The organism is Streptomyces sp. NPDC000075 (assembly GCF_040301925.1).
GTDB classification, from domain to species: domain Bacteria; phylum Actinomycetota; class Actinomycetes; order Streptomycetales; family Streptomycetaceae; genus Streptomyces; species Streptomyces polychromogenes.
Map to the genome: position 1 here is coordinate 133,056 of NZ_JBEPFL010000004.1, position 16,724 is coordinate 149,779.

Consider the following 16,724-nt stretch of genomic DNA (forward strand, 5'->3'; position numbering starts at 1 on the left):
TTCTCCCCATGACCGCACCATCGCACCCCGCCGCCCCCTTCGTACGCATGTTCACTCAGCGTTTCAGCTGCACCCTCCGGGGCGCCCGCCTGGCCCGGCAGCTGGCGCTGGTGTGCCTCGACGACTGGGGCATCCCCGAAGGCACCCGGCTCTCCGACGACGCCGGGCTCCTCGTCGCCGAGCTGGCCTCCAACGCCGCCACCCACGGCCGGGTCGTCGGGCGGGACTTCGAGCTCCGTATGACCCTGCTGGGCGGTGACCCGCACGCCGCCGGGGTCCTGCGGCTGGAGGTCTCCGACCCCCGGCGGGAGTGCCGGCCCGCGCTCCAGCCGCAGGCCTACCAGGCGGAGTCGGGGTACGGGCTGCGCATCGTGGACGGGCTCGCGGCCGACTGGGGGGTGATGGACCGCGTCATCGGCAAGACCGTCTGGGCCGAGCTGGCCGCCGTCAGGGCCCCGGCACCAGCACGCTGACGGTGTACCCCGTCGGGTGGACCAGACGGCCGCACGCCCTGTCGATCCGGACGTCCTCGGGGCTCACCCCCGACCGTGCCAGGTCCTTCAGGTAGGCCCGCAGTTCGGCCTCGTCCAGCGTCGAGAACCGGCGCTCCCACCGCCCCGACGCCTCCCGCTCGCGCCGGGCGTCGGCCTCCCGGCGCTCCCGCTCCCTGCGCTTGCGCTGGCCCGGCATCCGGTGCTCCCCTCCCGGCCGCCTCCACGGCCGCCCCATGTCCCGGGACTAGCATGCGCGCCGGGCCGTGAACAGGGAAGGCGGTATGGCGGTGACTGGCTTGGCCGGAGGCGGAGTTGAGGAGGAGCGGCGGCACGGGGAGCTCGCCGGGCTGCTCAGGGCCGCCCGCATCGGGTCCGGGGGGCACCGGGCGGCGGTGCGCAGGGTGGCCGAGTGGCTGGGCCGGGCCGTGGGGGGCTCCGCACGCATCGAGACCGGGGTTCGTCCCGGCGGTCCGGACGGGGCGCTCCTGCGGGACGTCGCCGCCGGGAGCCCCCGGTCCGCCGTGGTCGCCGAGCCCGGGCGGCACCTGCGGGTGCTGGCGCTCGGGGCGGAGCGGCCGCATCCGGTGCTCGTCGTCACGCGGCCGGTCCCGTACGACGCGGCGGCCGCCGCCCTCGTCGCCCACGCCGCCACCGTCCTGGAGCTGCTCCTGTCGGCCGGGGAGGCGGACGCGCGGCGGCGCCGGCTGGCCGAGGCGGAGGCGGGGGTGCGGCTGTCCGTGCTCCAGCTGCTCATGGGCGGGGAGGTGGCCCTCGCCCAGCGGACCATGGCCGGCCTGCGGCCCGGGCTGCTGGACGCGGAACGCGCGGTGGTGTGCGTACTGGAGGCCCCGGCGGGCGAGCGGCGGGAGGTGGCGGGGGCCTGCGAGGAGCTGCTGGCCGGGCGGGCGCTGGTCGTGCGGTGTCCCGCGGACGACGGGCACGTCATCGTCGTCGCGCCCGTCGGCGGCGGCGCGGAGGCGGCCCTGCGGGGGTTCGTCGCCGGGCGGGAGGGGGTGTTCCTGGGGGTCGGCGCGCGGCATCCGCTCTCCCGGGTCGCGGAGGGCTACGACGACGCCGTCCGGAGCCTGGCCGCCGCGCGGCTGATGCCCGGGCGGGTGGCCGGGCACGCGGCGCGGATCCGGCCGGCGGACGTGCTGGACGCGGAGGCGGCGGCCGCCTGGGCGGCCGAGTACCTGCGGCCGCTGGAGGCCGTGCCGGCGCAGGACCGGTACCAGCTGACGGCCACCCTGCGGCTCGGGCTGGAGTTCACCGCCGTGAACGCGGCCCGCCTGCTGGGGATCAGCCGCAACACCGTGCGGGCGCGCATGGACCGGGCGGCCGGGCTGCTGGGCGTCGAACCGGGTGACGTACGGGCCCGGGCGGCGCTCGACCTCGCCCTGAGGTTCCAGGACCGGGCGGATCCGGGAGGCGCCGCCCCCGGTCTGCCGGGTCTCCTCGCGGCGGGCCCCGTGCAGGCCTGGGCCCGTGACCTGCTCGCACCGCTGCGCGCCGACGAGCGGGACCTCGGGCGCACCCTGCGGGACTGGGTCGGGGAGAACTGCGCGGTCGAGCCCGCCGCCCGGCGGCGGGGGGTGCACGCGCAGACCGTGCGCGAGCACCTGCGCGCGGCGGAGGGGCTGCTGCGGCGCCGGCTCGTCGCGGGCGGGAGCGGGCTGTACGAGGTGGTGCTCGCGCTCATGGCCGCCGGGGAACCTGACCCGGGCGACAGGGGCGGTGGGGGCGACGGGGGCGGTGGGGCCGGTGAGGGGGATGGGGAACGAGGGGATCCGCCCCAGGGGTGTTCGGGCCGGTCAGGGCCGGGGGACCGTGCACCGGTGAGGGGCTCCTGTCCCGTGACCGTGCATCCGTGAGATGGCGGCCGGTCGAGCGGGGCCCTAGTTTTCCTCTCAGCGGCGCCCCCAGTGAGGCGCCGTCAACGGGGGGATCGGGACCGCTGGTTCCGGTCCGGCACGCGGGAGCGTGTGACGCCGAACCGGGCCCGGAGCCGCTGCTGCGCTCCGAGCCCGGTTCGTCATGCCGTGGGTTACTTCTTCGTCGGCAGGGGCGGCAGCGACGGGAGCTTGCCGGCCTCGCTCTTCTGGAAGGTGTCCTGGCCCGCGCCCTCCCAGGTGACCTTCAGGGTGGTGGCGTCGACCGAGTCCACCTTGCCCTTGGAACGGGTGGCCCCCGGAGGGCACTTCAGGTCGAGCGTGGTGCCCGTGGAGGTGCCCTCGCAGGTCAGGCCGGAGGCGGCCTCGACCACGAGCGCCTTCGTGCCCTTGACCGTGAGCACCACGCTCTTGCCCGGGCTCTGCATCGAGATCCAGCCGCCGTCCAGGGTGCCCGCGCCCGCGGCGCCCGTGCTCGCACCGGCGGTCGGCGCGGCGGGCGGGGCGACGGTCGGGGTCAGGGCGGCCGCCGGGGCCTTGGGCTTCGCGTCCGTCTTCGAGTCGCTGCCGCAGGCGGTCAGCGTCAGGGCGGCGGCCAGGCCGGCGGCGGCGAAGGCGGTGATGCGCAGGGTGCTGTGCACGGGAGGGTCCCCCAGGAAAGCGAGTTGACTGGAACGAACGGTGGAACGGAACGCGCCAACGTACCAGCCGTGCGGGCGGGCCGACGCACCCGAAGACACGCCCCGCCGGGGTGGTGCGGTTCCGGCCACCGTGTCGCGGAGGGGTCTCGATCCGGTCCCGGCGCCGTGACTCAGAGGTACTGGGCGTAGTCGTCCAGGGTGCGCAGGACCTCCTCCTCGCGGGCGGAGGGGAGTTGCAGGACGACCTCCTCGATGCCGAGCTCGGCGTAGTGGGCGAGCTTGCCGGGGCTGGGCTGGACGGCGTACGGGACCACCTGGAGGGCCTTGGGGTCGCGCCCGGCGTCCTCCCAGACCCGGCGCAGCACCGGCAGGCTCTCGGTGAGGCCGCCGCCCCCGATGGGGAGCCAGCCGTCGGCGTGGTCGGCGATGGCGGCGAACAGCTTCGGGCCGGCCGCCCCGCCGATGAGGGTGCGGGGGCCGTGCAGCCGCTGCCCGCCCGGGAGTTCGCGCGGGGCCGTGGCCGGCTTGGGGTAGGCGAGGCTGGCCTGGACGGAGCCGTACGGGCCCTCGTACGCGGTCGGCTTCGGGGACCACAGGGCGCGCATCAGGGCCATGTGCTCGCGGACCCGCTCGCGCCGGGTGGCCCAGTCGACGCCGTGGTCGGCGGCCTCCTCGACGTTCCAGCCGTAGCCGATGCCGAGGGTGAGGCGGCCGCCGCTGAGGTGGTCGAGGGTGGCGGCCTGCTTGGCGAGGCCGATGGGGTCGTGCTGGGCGACGAGGGTGATGCCGGTGCCGAGGTGCAGGCGGCGGGTGACGGCGGCGGCCTGGCCGAGGGCGACGAAGGGGTCGAGGGTGCGGCCGTACTGCTCGGGGAGGTCGCCGCCCATGGGGGCGGCGGTGGTGCGGCTGACGGGGATGTGCGTGTGCTCGGGGAGGTAGAGGCCGGCGAAGCCGCGCTCTTCGAGGGTGTGGGCGAGACGGGTGGGGGAGACGGTGCGGTCGGTGAGGAAGACGGTCGTGGCGATCCGCATGGTGAGCACCTCCGAGTCGTGGGGAGGGTCAAGCTACGGGGTTCCGGGGGCGGTTGGCAGGGGACTGGCCCTGCGGGTAGCGGGTCAGCCACGGTGGGGTGGTGTGGAGGGCGGGCCCCTGGGTCATCTCCAGGGCGAAGTCGTCCGCCAGCTCCAGGACCGTGGGGCGGCCCTCCAGTTCGGCGAGCCAGGCCGCCGGGAGGGCCGTTTCGCCGAGGAGGGCACCGAGCAGGGCCCCGCACAGGGCGCCGGTGGCGGTGGAGTCGCCCCCGTGGTTGACGGCCAGGCGCAGCCCGTGCGGGACATCCTCCGCGACGAGGGCGCAGTAGACGGCGATGGCGAGGACGTCCTCGGCGTCGCGGCCGTCGCCGGGGGAGAGGGCTTCGACGGAGCGGGCGCCGGGCGCGCCCTCGGTGGCGGCGGTGAGGGCCCGCCGCAGGGCGTCGGTGACGGGCTGGTGGCCGGGGCGGGCGGCGAGGAGGGCGAGGGCGCGCCGCACGGCGGTGTCGAGGGTCTCGCCCCGCGTCAGGCCGTGGACGATGACGGCGAGGGCCCCGGCGGACAGGTACGCGGCGGGGTGGCCGTGGCTCTGGGTCGCGCATTCGACGGCGAGCTGGAGGACGAGGGCGCTCTCCCAGCCGACCAGGAGCCCGAACGGGGCCGAGCGCACGGTGGCGGCGGCGTCGCGGGCGGTGGGGTTCCTGGGCTGCTCCGGGGTGCCGCGGGTGTCGTCGGCGAAGCCCGTCAGGCAGGCCCGGCCGGGGTCGCGGCGGGCGTAGAGCCACTCCTCCTGGGCGAGCCAGCCGTTGTCCGCGCGGCGTTCGTCGGGGCCCCAGTCGTGCTGGGTCGCGGCCCAGCGGCGGTAGGCGCGGTGCACGTCGGTCGGGGGGTGCCAGGCGCCGGTGTCCCGGCGCACGTGGGCCCGTATCAGGCCGTCGACGGTGAACAGGGTGAGCTGGGTGGCCGCCGTGACGGTGCCGCGCCGGCCGTGGGCGGGGGCCGGGCCGGTGAGGCCGGCCGGGCCGTGGGCCTCGCGGACGGCCTCCAGGGAGAGGCCGGCGACGGGGGCGCCGAGGGCGTCGCCGATGGCCGAGCCGAGCAGGGCGCCGCGCACCCGGCTGCGGAAGTCCTGCTGTTCGGTACGGCCCCACAGGGCGGTGGTGAGGTTGGTGGCCGGGGCGGCGGAGCCCGTGGCCCCGGCCGCCTCCGCCACCGCCGCCGTCGTGGCCGTACCCGTACTCGCGGACGTACTCGCGGACGTACTCGCGGACGTACTCGTCGTCGTATCCATGCCGTTCCCCCCAGAGTCTGGCGCGCACTGTAGTGGACCGCTTCGGTCGATTTCGGAAGGAGTTCGTCAGGTCGCCCGTAAGTGAGCGGAGAACGGCCGGATTGCGCACGTTTCCAGCCAGGAAAATGATCAGTGGCACGTTTTGCCACTCGCCTTCGCGGCGGCCGGTTCCAGCCATGTCCCGTTCACGTCCGGTTCGCCGGGGGCCCGGAGCCTCGACGGCATGAAGAAGGCTCTCCTCGCCGCGACCGCCGTCGCCTCCGCCCTCACCGCCTCGCTGGTCGTGGCCCCCGCCGCCTCCGCCTCCGGCTGGGAATGGCCCGGCCGCCACCACGACCGCACCTCGATCCCCTTCACCGAGGCCACCGTCACCGCCGCCGCGGACGGTTCGTACGCCCTGAAGTGGAACGCCAAGGGCACCCGGCACGTCGAGATCAAGGCCGACGGCAAGGTCGTCGCCCGGGGCGGCTCCCAGGGTCAGGCCACGGTCAAGGGGCTGCCCGCCGCCGACCGCCAGTGGTTCGACTTCAAGGCCGACCACGGCCAGGGCCTGCGCCTCGCCGACCGCCGGATCACGCTGGAGGGCGCCGTCAACTTCCGCGACGTCGGCGGCTACCGCACCACCACCGGCCAGTGGGTGAAGATGGGCGAGGTCTACCGCTCCGACGCCCTCAACAAGCTCACCGACGCCGACCGGGCCAAGCTCCGGCGGCTGCGCGTGAAGACCGTCTTCGACCTGCGCACCCAGGACGAGCGCACCAAGGACGCCGACCGGGTCCCGGCCGGCGCCCGCTACGTCGTCGCCGACGTCTTCGCCGGCTCCGGCTCCTTCCAGACCCTGCCCAAGTCCCCCGACGAGGCCGTCCAGGCCATGATCGGCGCCGAGCGGAGCATGGTCGGCGGCGAGGGCGGCAGGAAGGCCTACACGCAGGTCCTCGACGGGATCCGCGACGACCGCGCCCACGCCGTCCTCTTCCACTGCACCGCCGGCAAGGACCGCACCGGCTGGGCCGACGCCACGCTGCTGACCGCCCTCGGCGTCCCGCGGGAGACGGTGCTGGCCGACTACCTGGCCAGCAACGACTACCGCAAGGCCGCCAACGAGGCGATCCTCTCCCACCTGCCGGCCCCGCAGGCCGCCGTCTACAAGCCGATGCTCGACGTGCGCCCCGAGTACCTGAACGCGGGCTACGACGAGGTCAGGGCCAGGTACGGCACCTTCGACCGCTACCTCAAGGACGGCCTCGGCATGGACGCCCGCGAGCTGCGCGACCTGAAGCGGGACCTCCTCGTCGGCTGACCCCGCCCCCGGCCGCCCGGCCGCCCGGCCGCTCAGTCCAGGACGGGCAGCAGCTCCGGCAGGTGCCCGTCCGAGGCCCGGGCCGCGTCCTGCCGCTCCTGCGGCACCTCCCCGTACAGGGTCGTCCGGGCCCGCGCGGGACGGCCCGCCGCCTCCGCGACCGCGACCAGGTCCCGTACCGACTTGTACGAGCCGTACGAGGACCCCGCCATCCGGGAGATGGTCTCCTCCATCAGCGTCCCGCCCAGGTCGTTCGCCCCGGACCGGAGCATCTCCGCCGCGCCCTCCGTCCCCAGCTTCACCCAGCTGGTCTGGATGTTGGGGATGTGCGGGTGCAGCAGCAGCCGGGCCATCGCCGTCACCGCACGGTTGTCGCGGACCGTCGGCCCGGGCCGGGCGATGCCCGCCAGGTAGACGGGGGCGTTGGTGTGGATGAAGGGCAGCGTCACGAACTCCGTGAACCCCTCCACCCCGTTGGCCAGGGCGGTCTCCTGGATGCGGGCCAGCGTGCGGAAGTGGCCGAGCCAGTGCCGGGGCTGGTCCACGTGCCCGTACATCATCGTGGACGAGGAGCGGATGCCCAGCGCGTGCGCGGTGGTGATGACCTCGGTCCAGTCCGCCGTCGGCAGCTTGCCCTTGGTGAGCACCCAGCGGACCTCGTCGTCCAGGATCTCCGCCGCCGTGCCCGGGATGGAGTCCAGACCGGCCTCCTTGGCGGCCGTCAGCCAGTCCCGTACGGACATCCCGGTGCGGGTGGCGCCGTTGACGACCTCCATCGGGGAGAAGGCGTGCACGTGCATGCCCGGCACCCGCTCCTTCACCGCCCGCGCGATGTCGAAGTACGCCGTCCCCGGCAGGTCCGGGTGGATGCCGCCCTGCATGCACACCTCGACGGCGCCCACGTCCCAGGCCTGGGCCGCCCGGTCGGCGACCTGCTCCAGGGAGAGGGTGTAGGCGTCGGCGTCGGTGCGGCGCTGCGCGAAGGCGCAGAAACGGCAGCCGGTGTAGCAGACGTTGGTGAAGTTGATGTTCCGCGTGACGATGTAGGTGACGTCCTCGCCCACCACCGACCGGCGCAGGTCGTCCGCGATCCGGCACAGGGCGTCCAGCGCGGGGCCGTCCGCGTGCAGCAGGGCCAGGGCCTGCTCGTCGGTGAGCCGCTCCGGGTCGTCCGCGGCCCGCGCCAGCGCGGCCCGTACGTCGGTGTCGATCCGCTCGGGGACCATGCCGGGCGCGGCGGCCTCGCGCAGGGCCTCCCAGTCGCCGTAGACCTCGTCGAAGTCCTCGCGGCGGTCGCCGGTGCGGCCCTCGGTGTCGATGGCGGTGTGCAGGTCGGTGCGCCCGGTCGCGGCGAAGGCCTCCTCGGGCTCCTGCCAGGGGTGCCCCTCGACGACGGCGTCCGGGCGGGCCAGGCCGGTCTCCGGGTCGGCCAGCGCACGGACGTGCGGCAGCAGCCGGGGGTCCAGCCAGGGCTCGCCCCGGGTCACGAACTCCGGGTAGACGCAGAGCCGTTCGCGCAGCTCGAACCCGGCCGCCGCCGACCGCTCGGCCAGCAGGTCGATCTGGGGCCAGGGGCGCTCGGGGTTGACGTGGTCCGGGGTGAGGGGGGAGACCCCGCCCCAGTCGTCGATGCCGGCGCCGATCAGGCGGGCGTACTCGCCGTCGACCAGGTTGGGCGGGGCCTGGAGGCAGGCCGAGGGGCCCATGATGTGCCGGGCGACGGCGATCGTGGCGACCAGGTCGTCCAGTTCGGCGTCCGGCATCCCGCGCATCGCCGTGTCCGGCTTGGCACGGAAGTTCTGGATGATCAGCTCCTGGATGCCGTGGTAGGCGCGGGAGATCCGGCGCAGCGCGAACAGCGACTCGGCGCGCTCCTCGTACGTCTCGCCGATGCCGATCAGCAGCCCCGAGGTGAAGGGGACCGAGGAGCGGCCCGCGTCCTCCAGCACGCGCAGGCGCACGGCCGGCTCCTTGTCGGGGGAGCCGTGGTGCGGGCCGCCGGGCTCGGACCACAGCCGGGTGGCGGTGGTCTCCAGCATCATCCCCATGGACGGGGCGACCGGCTTGAGCCGCTGGAAGTCCGCCCAGGACATGACGCCCGGGTTGAGGTGGGGCAGCAGCCCGGTCTCCTCCAGGATGCGCACGGAGATGGCGCGGACGTAGGAGATCGTGTCGTCGTAGCCCTCCGCCTCCAGCCACTCGCGGGCCTCCGGCCAGCGGTCCTCGGGCTTGTCGCCGAGGGTGATCAGCGCTTCCTTGCAGCCCAGGGCGGCGCCCCGGCGGGCGATGTCGAGGACCTCGTCCGGGGACATGAACATCCCGTGGCCGGCCCGGCGCAGCTTGCCCGGGACGGTGGCGAAGGTGCAGTAGTGGCACTTGTCGCGGCAGAGGCGGGTGAGGGGGATGAACACGCTCTTCGAGTACGTGATCACGCCCTCACGGCCGGCGGCCGCCAGGCCCGCGTCGCGGACCCGGGCGGCGGAGGCGGCGAGGTCCTCCAGGGCCTCGCCGCGCGCCTGGAGCAGCACGGCCGCCTCGGTCGCGTCGAGCGCGACGCCGTCGCGGGCCCGCCGCAGGGCACGGCGCATCGCGTTGTCGGTCGGAGCGTCACTCGGAGTGGTCATACGGGGAGCATACGATCAGGGGTTCCGGGGCCGGAGGGGGTCATCGCATCAGCTCACCGGCGTTGACCAGCAGGGACTGGCCGGTTATCGCCCGTGCCCGGTCGGAGGCGAGGAAGACGGCGGCGTCCGCGACGTCCCCGTCGGTGGCGAGCTCGGGCAGGGCCATCCGGTCGGTGAGGCGGGCGTGGACCTCGGCCTCGGGGACGTTCTCGGTGTGGGCGGTGAAGGTGACGAAGGCCTGTACCGGCGGGCCCCACATCCAGCCGGGCAGCACGGTGTTGACGCGGATCCGGTGCGGGCCGAGCTCGCGGGCCAGGGAGTACATGGCGGAGGTCAGCGCGCCCTTGGAGGCGGCGTAGGCGGCCTGGCGGACCTCGCTGGGGGCGGCGACGGCGGACTGGGTGCCGATGAGGACGACGGAGCCGCCGCCCCCGCCCTTGAGGGCCGGCAGGCAGGCGCGGGTCATGCGCAGGGTGCCGAGGAGGTTGACGTCGAGGATCTGCTGCCAGGTCCCGAAGTCGGCGTCCTCCAGGCCGCCGAAGTAGGAGTCCCAGGCGGCCACGTGCACGACGGCGTCGATGCCGCCGAAGCGTTCGGCGGCGAGCGCGGCGAGGGCCTCGCACTGCCGCTCGTCGGTGATGTCGGTGGGCAGGTACGCGGTGTGGGTGCCGTCGGGGTCGATCTCGGCGGCGGACTTGGCCAGGTTGGCCTCGGTGCGCGCGCCGAGGACGGCGTTCCCGCCGTCGCGGACCACGGCGGCGGCCACCTGGTGGCCGAGCCCGGCCCCCACGCCGGAGACGACGACGGTCTTCCCTCGCAGCAGCATGGCGCGCTCCCGTGTGACTCGTAAGGTTTCTGACGGGGCGTCAGGCTAGGCGGCCGCGGCCGCGGTGGGAAGGGGCGCGGGGGGAGCGGGCGGGGCCTCTAGCGGCGCCCGGAGGCGTCCAGGTAGATGTTCACGGCGACCCAGGTGAACCAGAGCAGCGGGATGATCGCCACGTAGGCGAGCGGGCGGGCGTGCACCGGCGGGCCCTCCTCCAGCGGCTGCCGGCCGGGCGCGGGGTTGGGGTGCGGGAGCTTGGCGAACTTCATCGCGGCGATCAGGTTCCAGATCAGCGTGAACGGCGTGAAGATCACCAGGGAGAAGGGGCTCCACCAGCCCTGGCACATGGTCTTCGTCGTCATGATCCGCACCAGCGCCCGGCCGCACTGGCGGCAGAAGGGACCGTTGAGGGTGTGGAACCGCATCATGATCAGCACGCCGACGTGGGCGCGGACCGCGAAGTTCGCCGCCTCCGGGGCCCCGCAGTTGCGGCAGCCCGGCGCGGGCGCGTGGGCGTACGGGGGCGCGTAAGCGGGGTCGTACGGCATGGCGCCCGGCCCGCCCTGCGGGGCGGGGAAGCCGGGGGCGGGCTGGGCGTACGGGTTCGGCTGCTGGGCGGCGGTGCCCGCGTACGGGTTCGGCGGGACCGGGGCGCCGGAGTACGGGCTCGGTATGGGCTGCTGCGGCGGCGGGGTGGTCATGGCAGGCCTTCGGGATCGGCGGCGCGGGCTTCGAGAGCGGCGGCCGGCTTCCGGATGTCCACACGGAAGGCGGAGGATTCGCACACCAGTGCTCTCGTCTGGCCTGAAACTACCAGGAGCGGGCGCTACTTCAGGCCAGCCGTCCCCGGGGTGTCACGACGTGTCACGACTTCCGGTTCGCGGCGACCAACTGCCCGAAGGCCTCCGGGGTGATCGTCTCCAGGCCCTTGCCCGTCAGCACGTCCACCTCCTTGCCGTTGACCTCCACCACCGGCGTGCCCTTCTTGCCGCTGCCGTAGAAGGCCTGCGACACCCGGTCCACCCACGGCATGTACGTCAGCTCCTTGACCGCCTTGTCGAAGCCGGGGTTCCGCAGCCCGGGCACCTCGTCCGCGAGGCTCAGCAGGGTGGCCGTGGAGCCGAACTTGTCCTCCGACTCCTTCTGCGGGTGGTTCGCGTAGAGCACCCGGAGGTAGTCCATGAACTTCTCCGGGCTCTCGTTCACCGCCGCGCCCAGCGCGTTCAGCGCGCGCTTGGAACCCTTGCCGCCCAGGGCCCCGTCCAGGAAGGTGGCGAAGTGGTACTCGACCCGGTAGTCCCCGGCGCCCGCCCGCTCCTTGAAGGCCGGCCCGAGGCCCGTCTCCACGCCCGCGCAGAACGGACAGCGCGGATCCAGCCACACCGACACCAGGTCCTTCGCACCCTCCCTGCCGTACGGGACGACCGTCCCGTCCTCGCCGGCGGTGTGCGCGGGCCGGACGAACGGCCTGTCGCCCGCCTCGCTGTCGCCCGGACCCGCCGGCTTCGACGCGTAGACCCCCACCCCGACCGCGATCGCGAGCACGGCGGCCAGTGCCCCGCCGACGAGCAGCCGCCCGCGCCGCCGGGCACCGCGCGCCTGCGCCTCCCGCTGAGCCACGAGCCGTTCACGGGCCTCGCGCCGCTGGTCCTTCTTGCCACCACTCGCCATGAAACCAGCGTAAATTCCAACGAGCCGTGCCAGGGTGGGCCTTTGGTGTGTTTCGGGCAGGGCCGGAAGTCCTCTTCGGGCCGGGACGGAGGGCCGCAGGAGCGGGGCTGGACGTCCTGGGCCACAGACGGGTGAAGCCGAGACGAATGGTGCGTCATATCTCCGGGGGCGACGGCGAGTCGCGTCCGAATACCTGATAGACAGAAGAATCACGGCCCGACCGGCCGTGCACCTGACTTCGCCGGCCGCCTTGGGGGGATCGCCGCACCGTGAAGCCGCTTCACCGTCACGTAGTCAACACCTCGCGCAAGGTGTTGTGCACGGCCGCCCTCGCGGCCAGCCTCACCACCGCCGCCGTCGTGACCAACACCCCGGTCGCCGGCGCGGGCGAGGCCGAACCCACCCCGGACAGTCCCCAGGCCGCCGAGCGCGGTGACGCCCGCCTCGACCTGCCGGGCCAGCTCGCCGACCCCGTCGTCCCGCCCGCCGCGGGCGCGGGCGGCACGGCCACCGAAGGCGCCGCCGGCATCCCCACGACCGCCCTCGACGCCTACAAGCGCGCCGAGACGGCCGTCGCCGCCGCGCTGCCCAAGTGCAAGCTGCCCTGGCAGCTGATCGCGGGCATAGGCCGGATCGAGTCCGTGCACGCCTCCGGCTACGGGCTCAAGGACGACGGCACCACCGAGCGCCCGATCCGCGGCCCCCGCCTCGACGGCAACGGCTTCGCGAAGATCCTCGACACCGACAAGGGCGAGTTCGACGGCGACACCGAGTTCGACCGCGCCTTCGGCCCCCTCCAGTTCATCCCCTCCACCTGGGCCACCTGGAAGGCCGACGGCAACGGGGACGGCAAGCGCGACGCCAACAACATCTACGACGCGGCGCTGGGCGCGGGCCTCTACCTCTGCGCGGGCGGCAAGGACCTGTCGAACCCGGCCGACCTCGACAAGGCGATCCTCAGCTACAACCAGTCGCGCGAGTACGTGAACAGCGTGCTCGGCTACATGCGCCAGTACCAGCAGGACGGCACCGCCGGGATCCCGAACCCGCCCGTCGGCAACTACCCGACGCCGCCCGCGCCGCACGTCCCCACCCCGCCGCACGTCCCGGCCCCGAACCCGCCGGCCTCGAAGCCGGCCCCCAAGCCGGACCCGAAGCCGACCCCGACGCCGTCGAAGCCCACCCCGACGCCGGAGCCGTCCAAGCCGACCCCGGCGCCCGCGACGCTGGCCAAGCTGGAGCGGGTCGGCGACGCGAAGCTGGAGGCCGAGGCGGGCAGCACGTTCGCGGACGGCGCCCGCTTCAAGGCGGTGCTCAGCGACGGCAAGCCGGCGGTGGGCCAGGCCGTGGTCGTCGCGGTGGAGCAGGACACCACCGGCGGCACGGGCTTCGTCTTCGGTGACGAGCCGAGCGTGGTCGTCCGTACCGACGCCCAGGGCATCGCCACGGCCCCGCGCCTGAAGGCGGGCCCGAAGGCCGGCACCTTCACCCTGCGGGCCACGGCCTACGACGCCAAGAGCCAGTTCACCGTGGCCCTGGACGGCAAGGTCACCGAGAAGCCGGCCGAGAAGCCGCTGGCGCTCACCCGTACGGACGGCGCCGGGGCGGTCGAGGTCGCCGCCGGCACCCCGGTCAAGGGCCTGCTGTTCCGGGCCGCCCGCGGCGACGCCCCGCAGGCCGGCGTCCAGGTCACCGCCGAGCTGGTCACGGGCAAGCCCGGGGCCTGGGTCCCGGTGGACCCGAAGACGGCGAAGGGCCCGTTCTTCAAGGGCGCGGCGGAGGGCCAGAAGCTCTTCACCCTGGAGCTGCCCAAGACCGGGGCCGACGGCAAGATCACCCTTCCGGACCTGCTGACCACGGACGCGCCCGCCGGCACGTACCACCTGCGGCTGGCCACGGCCGACGGGGCGGAGCTCGTCCTGGACGTCACGGTCACCGCCCCCAAGGCGGCGCCGAAGGCCTGACCCGGGCCGCCCGCAGGCCCGTACGCACGCACACGACGGCACGGCCGGTCGCCCACCGCGACCGGCCGTGCCGTCGGCGTATGGCGGCAGGGCCGCCGCCTATACGGGGCCGCCGCCTATACGGGGGTGCCCCCGACGGGGGAGAAGCCGACGCCACAGAAGGACGGCAGGTTGGCCGGCGTGTAGGGCACCGACGTGTTGATGACGCAGCTGGTGTGGTGGATGACCCCGTTCCGGGCCAGGAGGTCGATCTTCAGGGCCCGGTTGGGCCCTACGGCGACAGCGGTGTCCACGACACACTTCGGGGCGTGGTCGAGCAGCCCGAGGTTGATCCACACGCCGGGGTTGCGGGTGTCGTTGAGGAAGGCGTGCCCCTGCCGGTCGGTGGCCACGCGGAAGACGATCGTGGGGAGCACGTCGTCCGGCGAGGCCAGGGAGAAGTCCCGCGCCACCGAGCACTTCCGCTCCTCCGCGGCGCCCCCGGCGGCGGCCGCGGACGGGGTCATGAGCGAGCCGAGGAGCACCGCCCCCGACACCGCGGCGATCCCGCGTGCGGTCCAAGCGAGCTTCGTCATCCGATTCCTCCGTGAGTGCGGGCCCGATGTCCGTGGCCGAACATCCCCGGCACCGGTCGGATGTACACACAGTGTGAGGAATCGTCACTCAGGGGGGTCAAAGGGGGATCAAAAGGGCAGGAGCCCCGCCCCCTCCGTTCGCACGGAGGGAGCAGGGCTCCTTGGGTACTGCGTAATCCGACCGCGATCCGGTCGGCCTGGCGACTAGGCCGGGGTAACGTTCTCCGCCTGCGGGCCCTTCGGACCCTGCGTGACGTCGAAGTTCACCTGCTGGTTCTCCTCGAGGGAGCGGAAGCCAGAGGCGTTGATCGCGGAGTAGTGGACGAAGACATCCGGGCCGCCGCCGTCCTGGGCGATGAAGCCGAAGCCCTTTTCAGCGTTGAACCACTTCACGGTTCCGGTAGCCATGAGCCCTCCTATGGGCCAAAGGGTCGCCCTGCTCCAGAACCTGCTAAGAAGTCTGAAAACTACAAAGACCCGCGGGTTACATGCTCCGCAGGCCTCGTACTGCAAGGGAAACCAAACTGCAACTTGCGTCGAGCCTAGCACGCACCCTCGGGCCGAGACCAGAGGGAAAGATCACGTCACCCGGACGTTTGAGACCCGCTCGATCGCTGACGGAGAACCGCCGCTAGTCTCGCGATGTGGACGTCTATCGCAGCCGGCCCAGGGTCGGCCACATCCAGTTCCTGAACTGCATGCCCCTCTACTGGGGTCTCGCGCGCACCGGCACGCTGCTGGACATGGAGCTGACCAAGGACACGCCCGAGAAGCTGAGCGAGCGGCTCATCCAGGGCGACCTGGACATCGCCCCGGTCACCCTCGTGGAGTTCCTCCGCAACGCCGACCAGCTGGTCGCCCTCCAGGACATCGCCGTCGGCTGCGACGGCCCCGTCATGTCCTGCGTGATCGTCTCGCAGGTCCCGCTGGAGCGGCTGGACGGGGCCCGGGTGGCCCTCGGCTCGACCTCCCGGACCTCCGTACGCCTCGCCCAGCTGCTGCTCGCCGAGCAGTACGGGGTCCGGCCCGACTACTACACCTGCCCCCCTGACCTGGGGGTGATGATGCAGGAGGCCGACGCGGCGGTGCTGATCGGCGACGCCGCGCTGCGGGCCTCGCTGCACGACGCGCCCCGGCTGGGGCTGGCCGTCCACGACCTCGGCCAGATGTGGAAGGACTGGACGGGCCTGCCGTTCGTCTTCGCCGTCTGGGCCGCCCGCAAGGACTACCTGGCCCGCGAACCCGAGATCGTCCGGGAGGTCCACGAGGCCTTCCTCTCCTCGCGGGACCTGTCCCTGGAGGAGGTCGTGAAGGTCGCCGAGCAGGCGGCGCGCTGGGAGGCCTTCGACGCCGGGCTGCTCCAGCGCTACTTCACCACCCTCGACTTCCGCTTCGGCCCGGAGCAACTCGCCGGGGTGAGGGAATTCGCTCGCCGCACGGGAGCGGACACGGGCTACGCGACGGATGTGGCCGTGGAGTTGCTGAAGGTCGGCGCCCCGAAACAGTGATCATCAATACCCCTGGGATCTTCCCGAGGATCTTCCCGGGGATCTTCCGCTTCACCGAACGGGAATGTTCCGTTTGCCGGTAATTCGTTCGTCTTTCGCATTTCCGTCGCACGGGTGGGTTCGCGGAAGCGGGAGAAGATCTGCGAACGGAATACGAGCGGGGCGGGGAAGTACATGGCATTCGGCGGGAACAGGGCAGGCGCGGAACCCTTTGAACCGGTCCCCTGGGACGGGATCACCCGGTTCACGGTCGGCCGGGTGCTGCGCGACGCGGTGCGCGCGTCCAAGCGGGGCGCGGGTGCGCACGCCCTGCGCGTCCCGCGCGTGCGCGGCGGCGAGGAGCTCATGGTCCCGGCCCTGTACATCGCGCCGGCCGGCCCCGAGGGCGTGCCCCTGCGGCAGGCGGGCTTCCGGTTGTACGAGGACGAGGCCCGCACCCGGCCGCTGTGCTCGGTCCTCCCGGAGGACCCCGGCGGCGAGCACCACCGGGTGACGGACGCGGCCGGGCGCGAGGCCGGAGCCGTCCACCGCACCCCGGCCGCGCAGCGGCTGGTCCGGCACGGCTGGTGGCTGGAGCAGCCCGGGCACCCGGAGGTGGCCGCCCCGCGCCGCTGGGCCGAGGGGGGACCCGGGCGGATCGTGGAGCGGGGCGTCGGGAAGGTGCTCGGGAGCGTCGTCGACAACATCCTGAGCCTGGGCGCCGAGGACACCGGCGCGGACCCGCTGAAGCCGGTGCTCTGGCGGGCCGGGCAGGAGACCGTGCTGACCTTCCGGCCCTCCCAGGGCCCCCGCTGGTACGAGGTCGCGCCGGACGGCTGGCTGGACAAGCGGCTGGCCTTCGCTCTCGTCGTGCTCAGGGAGAGCGAGGTGTGGGGCGCCGGCCGCCGCTGACGCGCGCTCTTCGCGGTCACGA

Annotated in this window: 16 protein-coding genes; 6 read left to right on the plus strand and 10 right to left on the minus strand. The window is 73.9% G+C overall.

Translation table 11 applies throughout. From position 1 onward, the window contains the following. Window positions 1-8 precede the first annotated feature (8 nt). Window positions 9-473, plus strand: a complete 465-nt coding sequence (locus ABT403_RS06565) for an ATP-binding protein (protein ID WP_344163163.1) — start codon at window positions 9-11, stop codon at window positions 471-473. Here the strand turns inward: ABT403_RS06565 and ABT403_RS06570 are convergent. Continuing rightward, window positions 448-690: a hypothetical protein gene (locus tag ABT403_RS06570; protein ID WP_344163166.1), complete on the minus strand. Its 243-nt coding sequence runs from the start codon at window positions 688-690 to the stop codon at window positions 448-450. The two genes, ABT403_RS06565 and ABT403_RS06570, sit on opposite strands and share 26 nt — an antisense overlap. 85 nt (window positions 691-775) lie before the next feature. On the opposite strand from ABT403_RS06570, the gene ABT403_RS06575 reads away from it, so the two are divergent. Continuing rightward, window positions 776-2,365, plus strand: a complete 1,590-nt coding sequence (locus ABT403_RS06575; protein WP_344163169.1) for a helix-turn-helix domain-containing protein — start codon at window positions 776-778, stop codon at window positions 2,363-2,365. A 173-nt stretch (window positions 2,366-2,538) separates the two neighbouring features. Here the strand turns inward: ABT403_RS06575 and ABT403_RS06580 are convergent, their stop codons facing one another. From ABT403_RS06580 to ABT403_RS06590, 3 genes are all read right to left on the minus strand, one after another. Then, entirely contained in the window at window positions 2,539-3,024 is a 486-nt protein-coding gene (locus tag ABT403_RS06580; RefSeq protein WP_344163172.1) for a hypothetical protein, read from the minus strand. A gap of 170 nt (window positions 3,025-3,194) precedes the next feature. Next, complete coding sequence (locus ABT403_RS06585) at window positions 3,195-4,055, minus strand: TIGR03619 family F420-dependent LLM class oxidoreductase (protein WP_344163175.1); 861 nt, start codon at window positions 4,053-4,055, stop codon at window positions 3,195-3,197. 28 nt (window positions 4,056-4,083) lie between these two features. Continuing rightward, a complete protein-coding gene (locus tag ABT403_RS06590) occupies window positions 4,084-5,346 on the minus strand; it encodes an ADP-ribosylglycohydrolase family protein (RefSeq protein ID WP_344163178.1) in 1,263 nt (420 codons plus the stop codon). A gap of 223 nt (window positions 5,347-5,569) precedes the next feature. On the opposite strand from ABT403_RS06590, the gene ABT403_RS06595 reads away from it, so the two are divergent. After that, window positions 5,570-6,646, plus strand: a complete 1,077-nt coding sequence (locus ABT403_RS06595) for a tyrosine-protein phosphatase (RefSeq protein ID WP_344163181.1) — start codon at window positions 5,570-5,572, stop codon at window positions 6,644-6,646. Window positions 6,647-6,678: 32 nt separating this feature from the next. Here ABT403_RS06595 and ABT403_RS06600 read toward each other — a convergent pair whose 3' ends face one another. From ABT403_RS06600 to ABT403_RS06615, 4 genes are all read right to left on the minus strand, one after another. Continuing rightward, on the minus strand, window positions 6,679-9,270 hold the full coding sequence (locus ABT403_RS06600; protein ID WP_344163184.1) for a bifunctional FO biosynthesis protein CofGH: 2,592 nt from the start codon (window positions 9,268-9,270) through the stop codon (window positions 6,679-6,681). Window positions 9,271-9,310: 40 nt separating this feature from the next. Then, window positions 9,311-10,096, minus strand: a complete 786-nt coding sequence (locus ABT403_RS06605; RefSeq protein ID WP_344163187.1) for an SDR family oxidoreductase — start codon at window positions 10,094-10,096, stop codon at window positions 9,311-9,313. Between the two features lie 98 nt (window positions 10,097-10,194). Next, window positions 10,195-10,794 (minus strand): hypothetical protein, encoded by a 600-nt coding sequence (locus ABT403_RS06610; RefSeq protein ID WP_344163190.1) that lies wholly within the window; start codon window positions 10,792-10,794, stop codon window positions 10,195-10,197. A gap of 163 nt (window positions 10,795-10,957) precedes the next feature. Continuing rightward, window positions 10,958-11,764 (minus strand): DsbA family protein, encoded by an 807-nt coding sequence (locus ABT403_RS06615; protein ID WP_344163193.1) that lies wholly within the window; start codon window positions 11,762-11,764, stop codon window positions 10,958-10,960. 269 nt (window positions 11,765-12,033) lie between these two features. Here ABT403_RS06615 and ABT403_RS06620 point away from each other — a divergent pair, with 269 nt between their 5' ends. Further along, window positions 12,034-13,728, plus strand: coding sequence for a lytic transglycosylase domain-containing protein (locus ABT403_RS06620; protein WP_344163196.1), 1,695 nt, complete (start codon window positions 12,034-12,036; stop codon window positions 13,726-13,728). Window positions 13,729-13,844: 116 nt separating this feature from the next. Here the strand turns inward: ABT403_RS06620 and ABT403_RS06625 are convergent, their stop codons facing one another. Together ABT403_RS06625 and ABT403_RS06630 are read right to left on the minus strand one after the other, a co-directional pair. After that, entirely contained in the window at window positions 13,845-14,303 is a 459-nt protein-coding gene (locus ABT403_RS06625) for a hypothetical protein (RefSeq protein ID WP_344163199.1), read from the minus strand. A 204-nt stretch (window positions 14,304-14,507) separates the two neighbouring features. Further along, the gene (locus ABT403_RS06630) at window positions 14,508-14,711 is read right to left on the minus strand and encodes a cold-shock protein (RefSeq protein ID WP_007265804.1); all 204 of its coding nucleotides are present in this window, start codon (window positions 14,709-14,711) and stop codon (window positions 14,508-14,510) included. Between the two features lie 236 nt (window positions 14,712-14,947). On the opposite strand from ABT403_RS06630, the gene ABT403_RS06635 reads away from it, so the two are divergent. Together ABT403_RS06635 and ABT403_RS06640 are read left to right on the plus strand one after the other, a co-directional pair. Beyond that, window positions 14,948-15,811, plus strand: a complete 864-nt coding sequence (locus ABT403_RS06635; protein WP_425580237.1) for a menaquinone biosynthetic enzyme MqnA/MqnD family protein — start codon at window positions 14,948-14,950, stop codon at window positions 15,809-15,811. A 174-nt stretch (window positions 15,812-15,985) separates the two neighbouring features. Further along, window positions 15,986-16,702, plus strand: coding sequence for a hypothetical protein (locus ABT403_RS06640; RefSeq protein WP_344163215.1), 717 nt, complete (start codon window positions 15,986-15,988; stop codon window positions 16,700-16,702). Window positions 16,703-16,724 lie beyond the last annotated feature (22 nt).

What these genes read in the sequence shown, in the direction of transcription:
- ABT403_RS06565 (WP_344163163.1), top strand. Translation starts at nt 9, where the DNA reads ATGACCGCACCATCGCACCCCGCCGCCCCCTTCGTACGCATGTTCACT.
- ABT403_RS06570 (WP_344163166.1), bottom strand. Translation starts at nt 690, where the DNA reads ATGCCGGGCCAGCGCAAGCGCAGGGAGCGGGAGCGCCGGGAGGCCGAC.
- ABT403_RS06575 (WP_344163169.1), top strand. Translation starts at nt 776, where the DNA reads ATGGCGGTGACTGGCTTGGCCGGAGGCGGAGTTGAGGAGGAGCGGCGG.
- ABT403_RS06585 (WP_344163175.1), bottom strand. Translation starts at nt 4,055, where the DNA reads ATGCGGATCGCCACGACCGTCTTCCTCACCGACCGCACCGTCTCCCCC.
- ABT403_RS06590 (WP_344163178.1), bottom strand. Translation starts at nt 5,346, where the DNA reads ATGGATACGACGACGAGTACGTCCGCGAGTACGTCCGCGAGTACGTCC.
- ABT403_RS06595 (WP_344163181.1), top strand. Translation starts at nt 5,570, where the DNA reads ATGAAGAAGGCTCTCCTCGCCGCGACCGCCGTCGCCTCCGCCCTCACC.
- ABT403_RS06600 (WP_344163184.1), bottom strand. Translation starts at nt 9,270, where the DNA reads ATGACCACTCCGAGTGACGCTCCGACCGACAACGCGATGCGCCGTGCC.
- ABT403_RS06605 (WP_344163187.1), bottom strand. Translation starts at nt 10,096, where the DNA reads ATGCTGCTGCGAGGGAAGACCGTCGTCGTCTCCGGCGTGGGGGCCGGG.
- ABT403_RS06610 (WP_344163190.1), bottom strand. Translation starts at nt 10,794, where the DNA reads ATGACCACCCCGCCGCCGCAGCAGCCCATACCGAGCCCGTACTCCGGC.
- ABT403_RS06615 (WP_344163193.1), bottom strand. Translation starts at nt 11,764, where the DNA reads ATGGCGAGTGGTGGCAAGAAGGACCAGCGGCGCGAGGCCCGTGAACGG.
- ABT403_RS06625 (WP_344163199.1), bottom strand. Translation starts at nt 14,303, where the DNA reads ATGACGAAGCTCGCTTGGACCGCACGCGGGATCGCCGCGGTGTCGGGG.
- ABT403_RS06630 (WP_007265804.1), bottom strand. Translation starts at nt 14,711, where the DNA reads ATGGCTACCGGAACCGTGAAGTGGTTCAACGCTGAAAAGGGCTTCGGC.
- ABT403_RS06640 (WP_344163215.1), top strand. Translation starts at nt 15,986, where the DNA reads ATGGCATTCGGCGGGAACAGGGCAGGCGCGGAACCCTTTGAACCGGTC.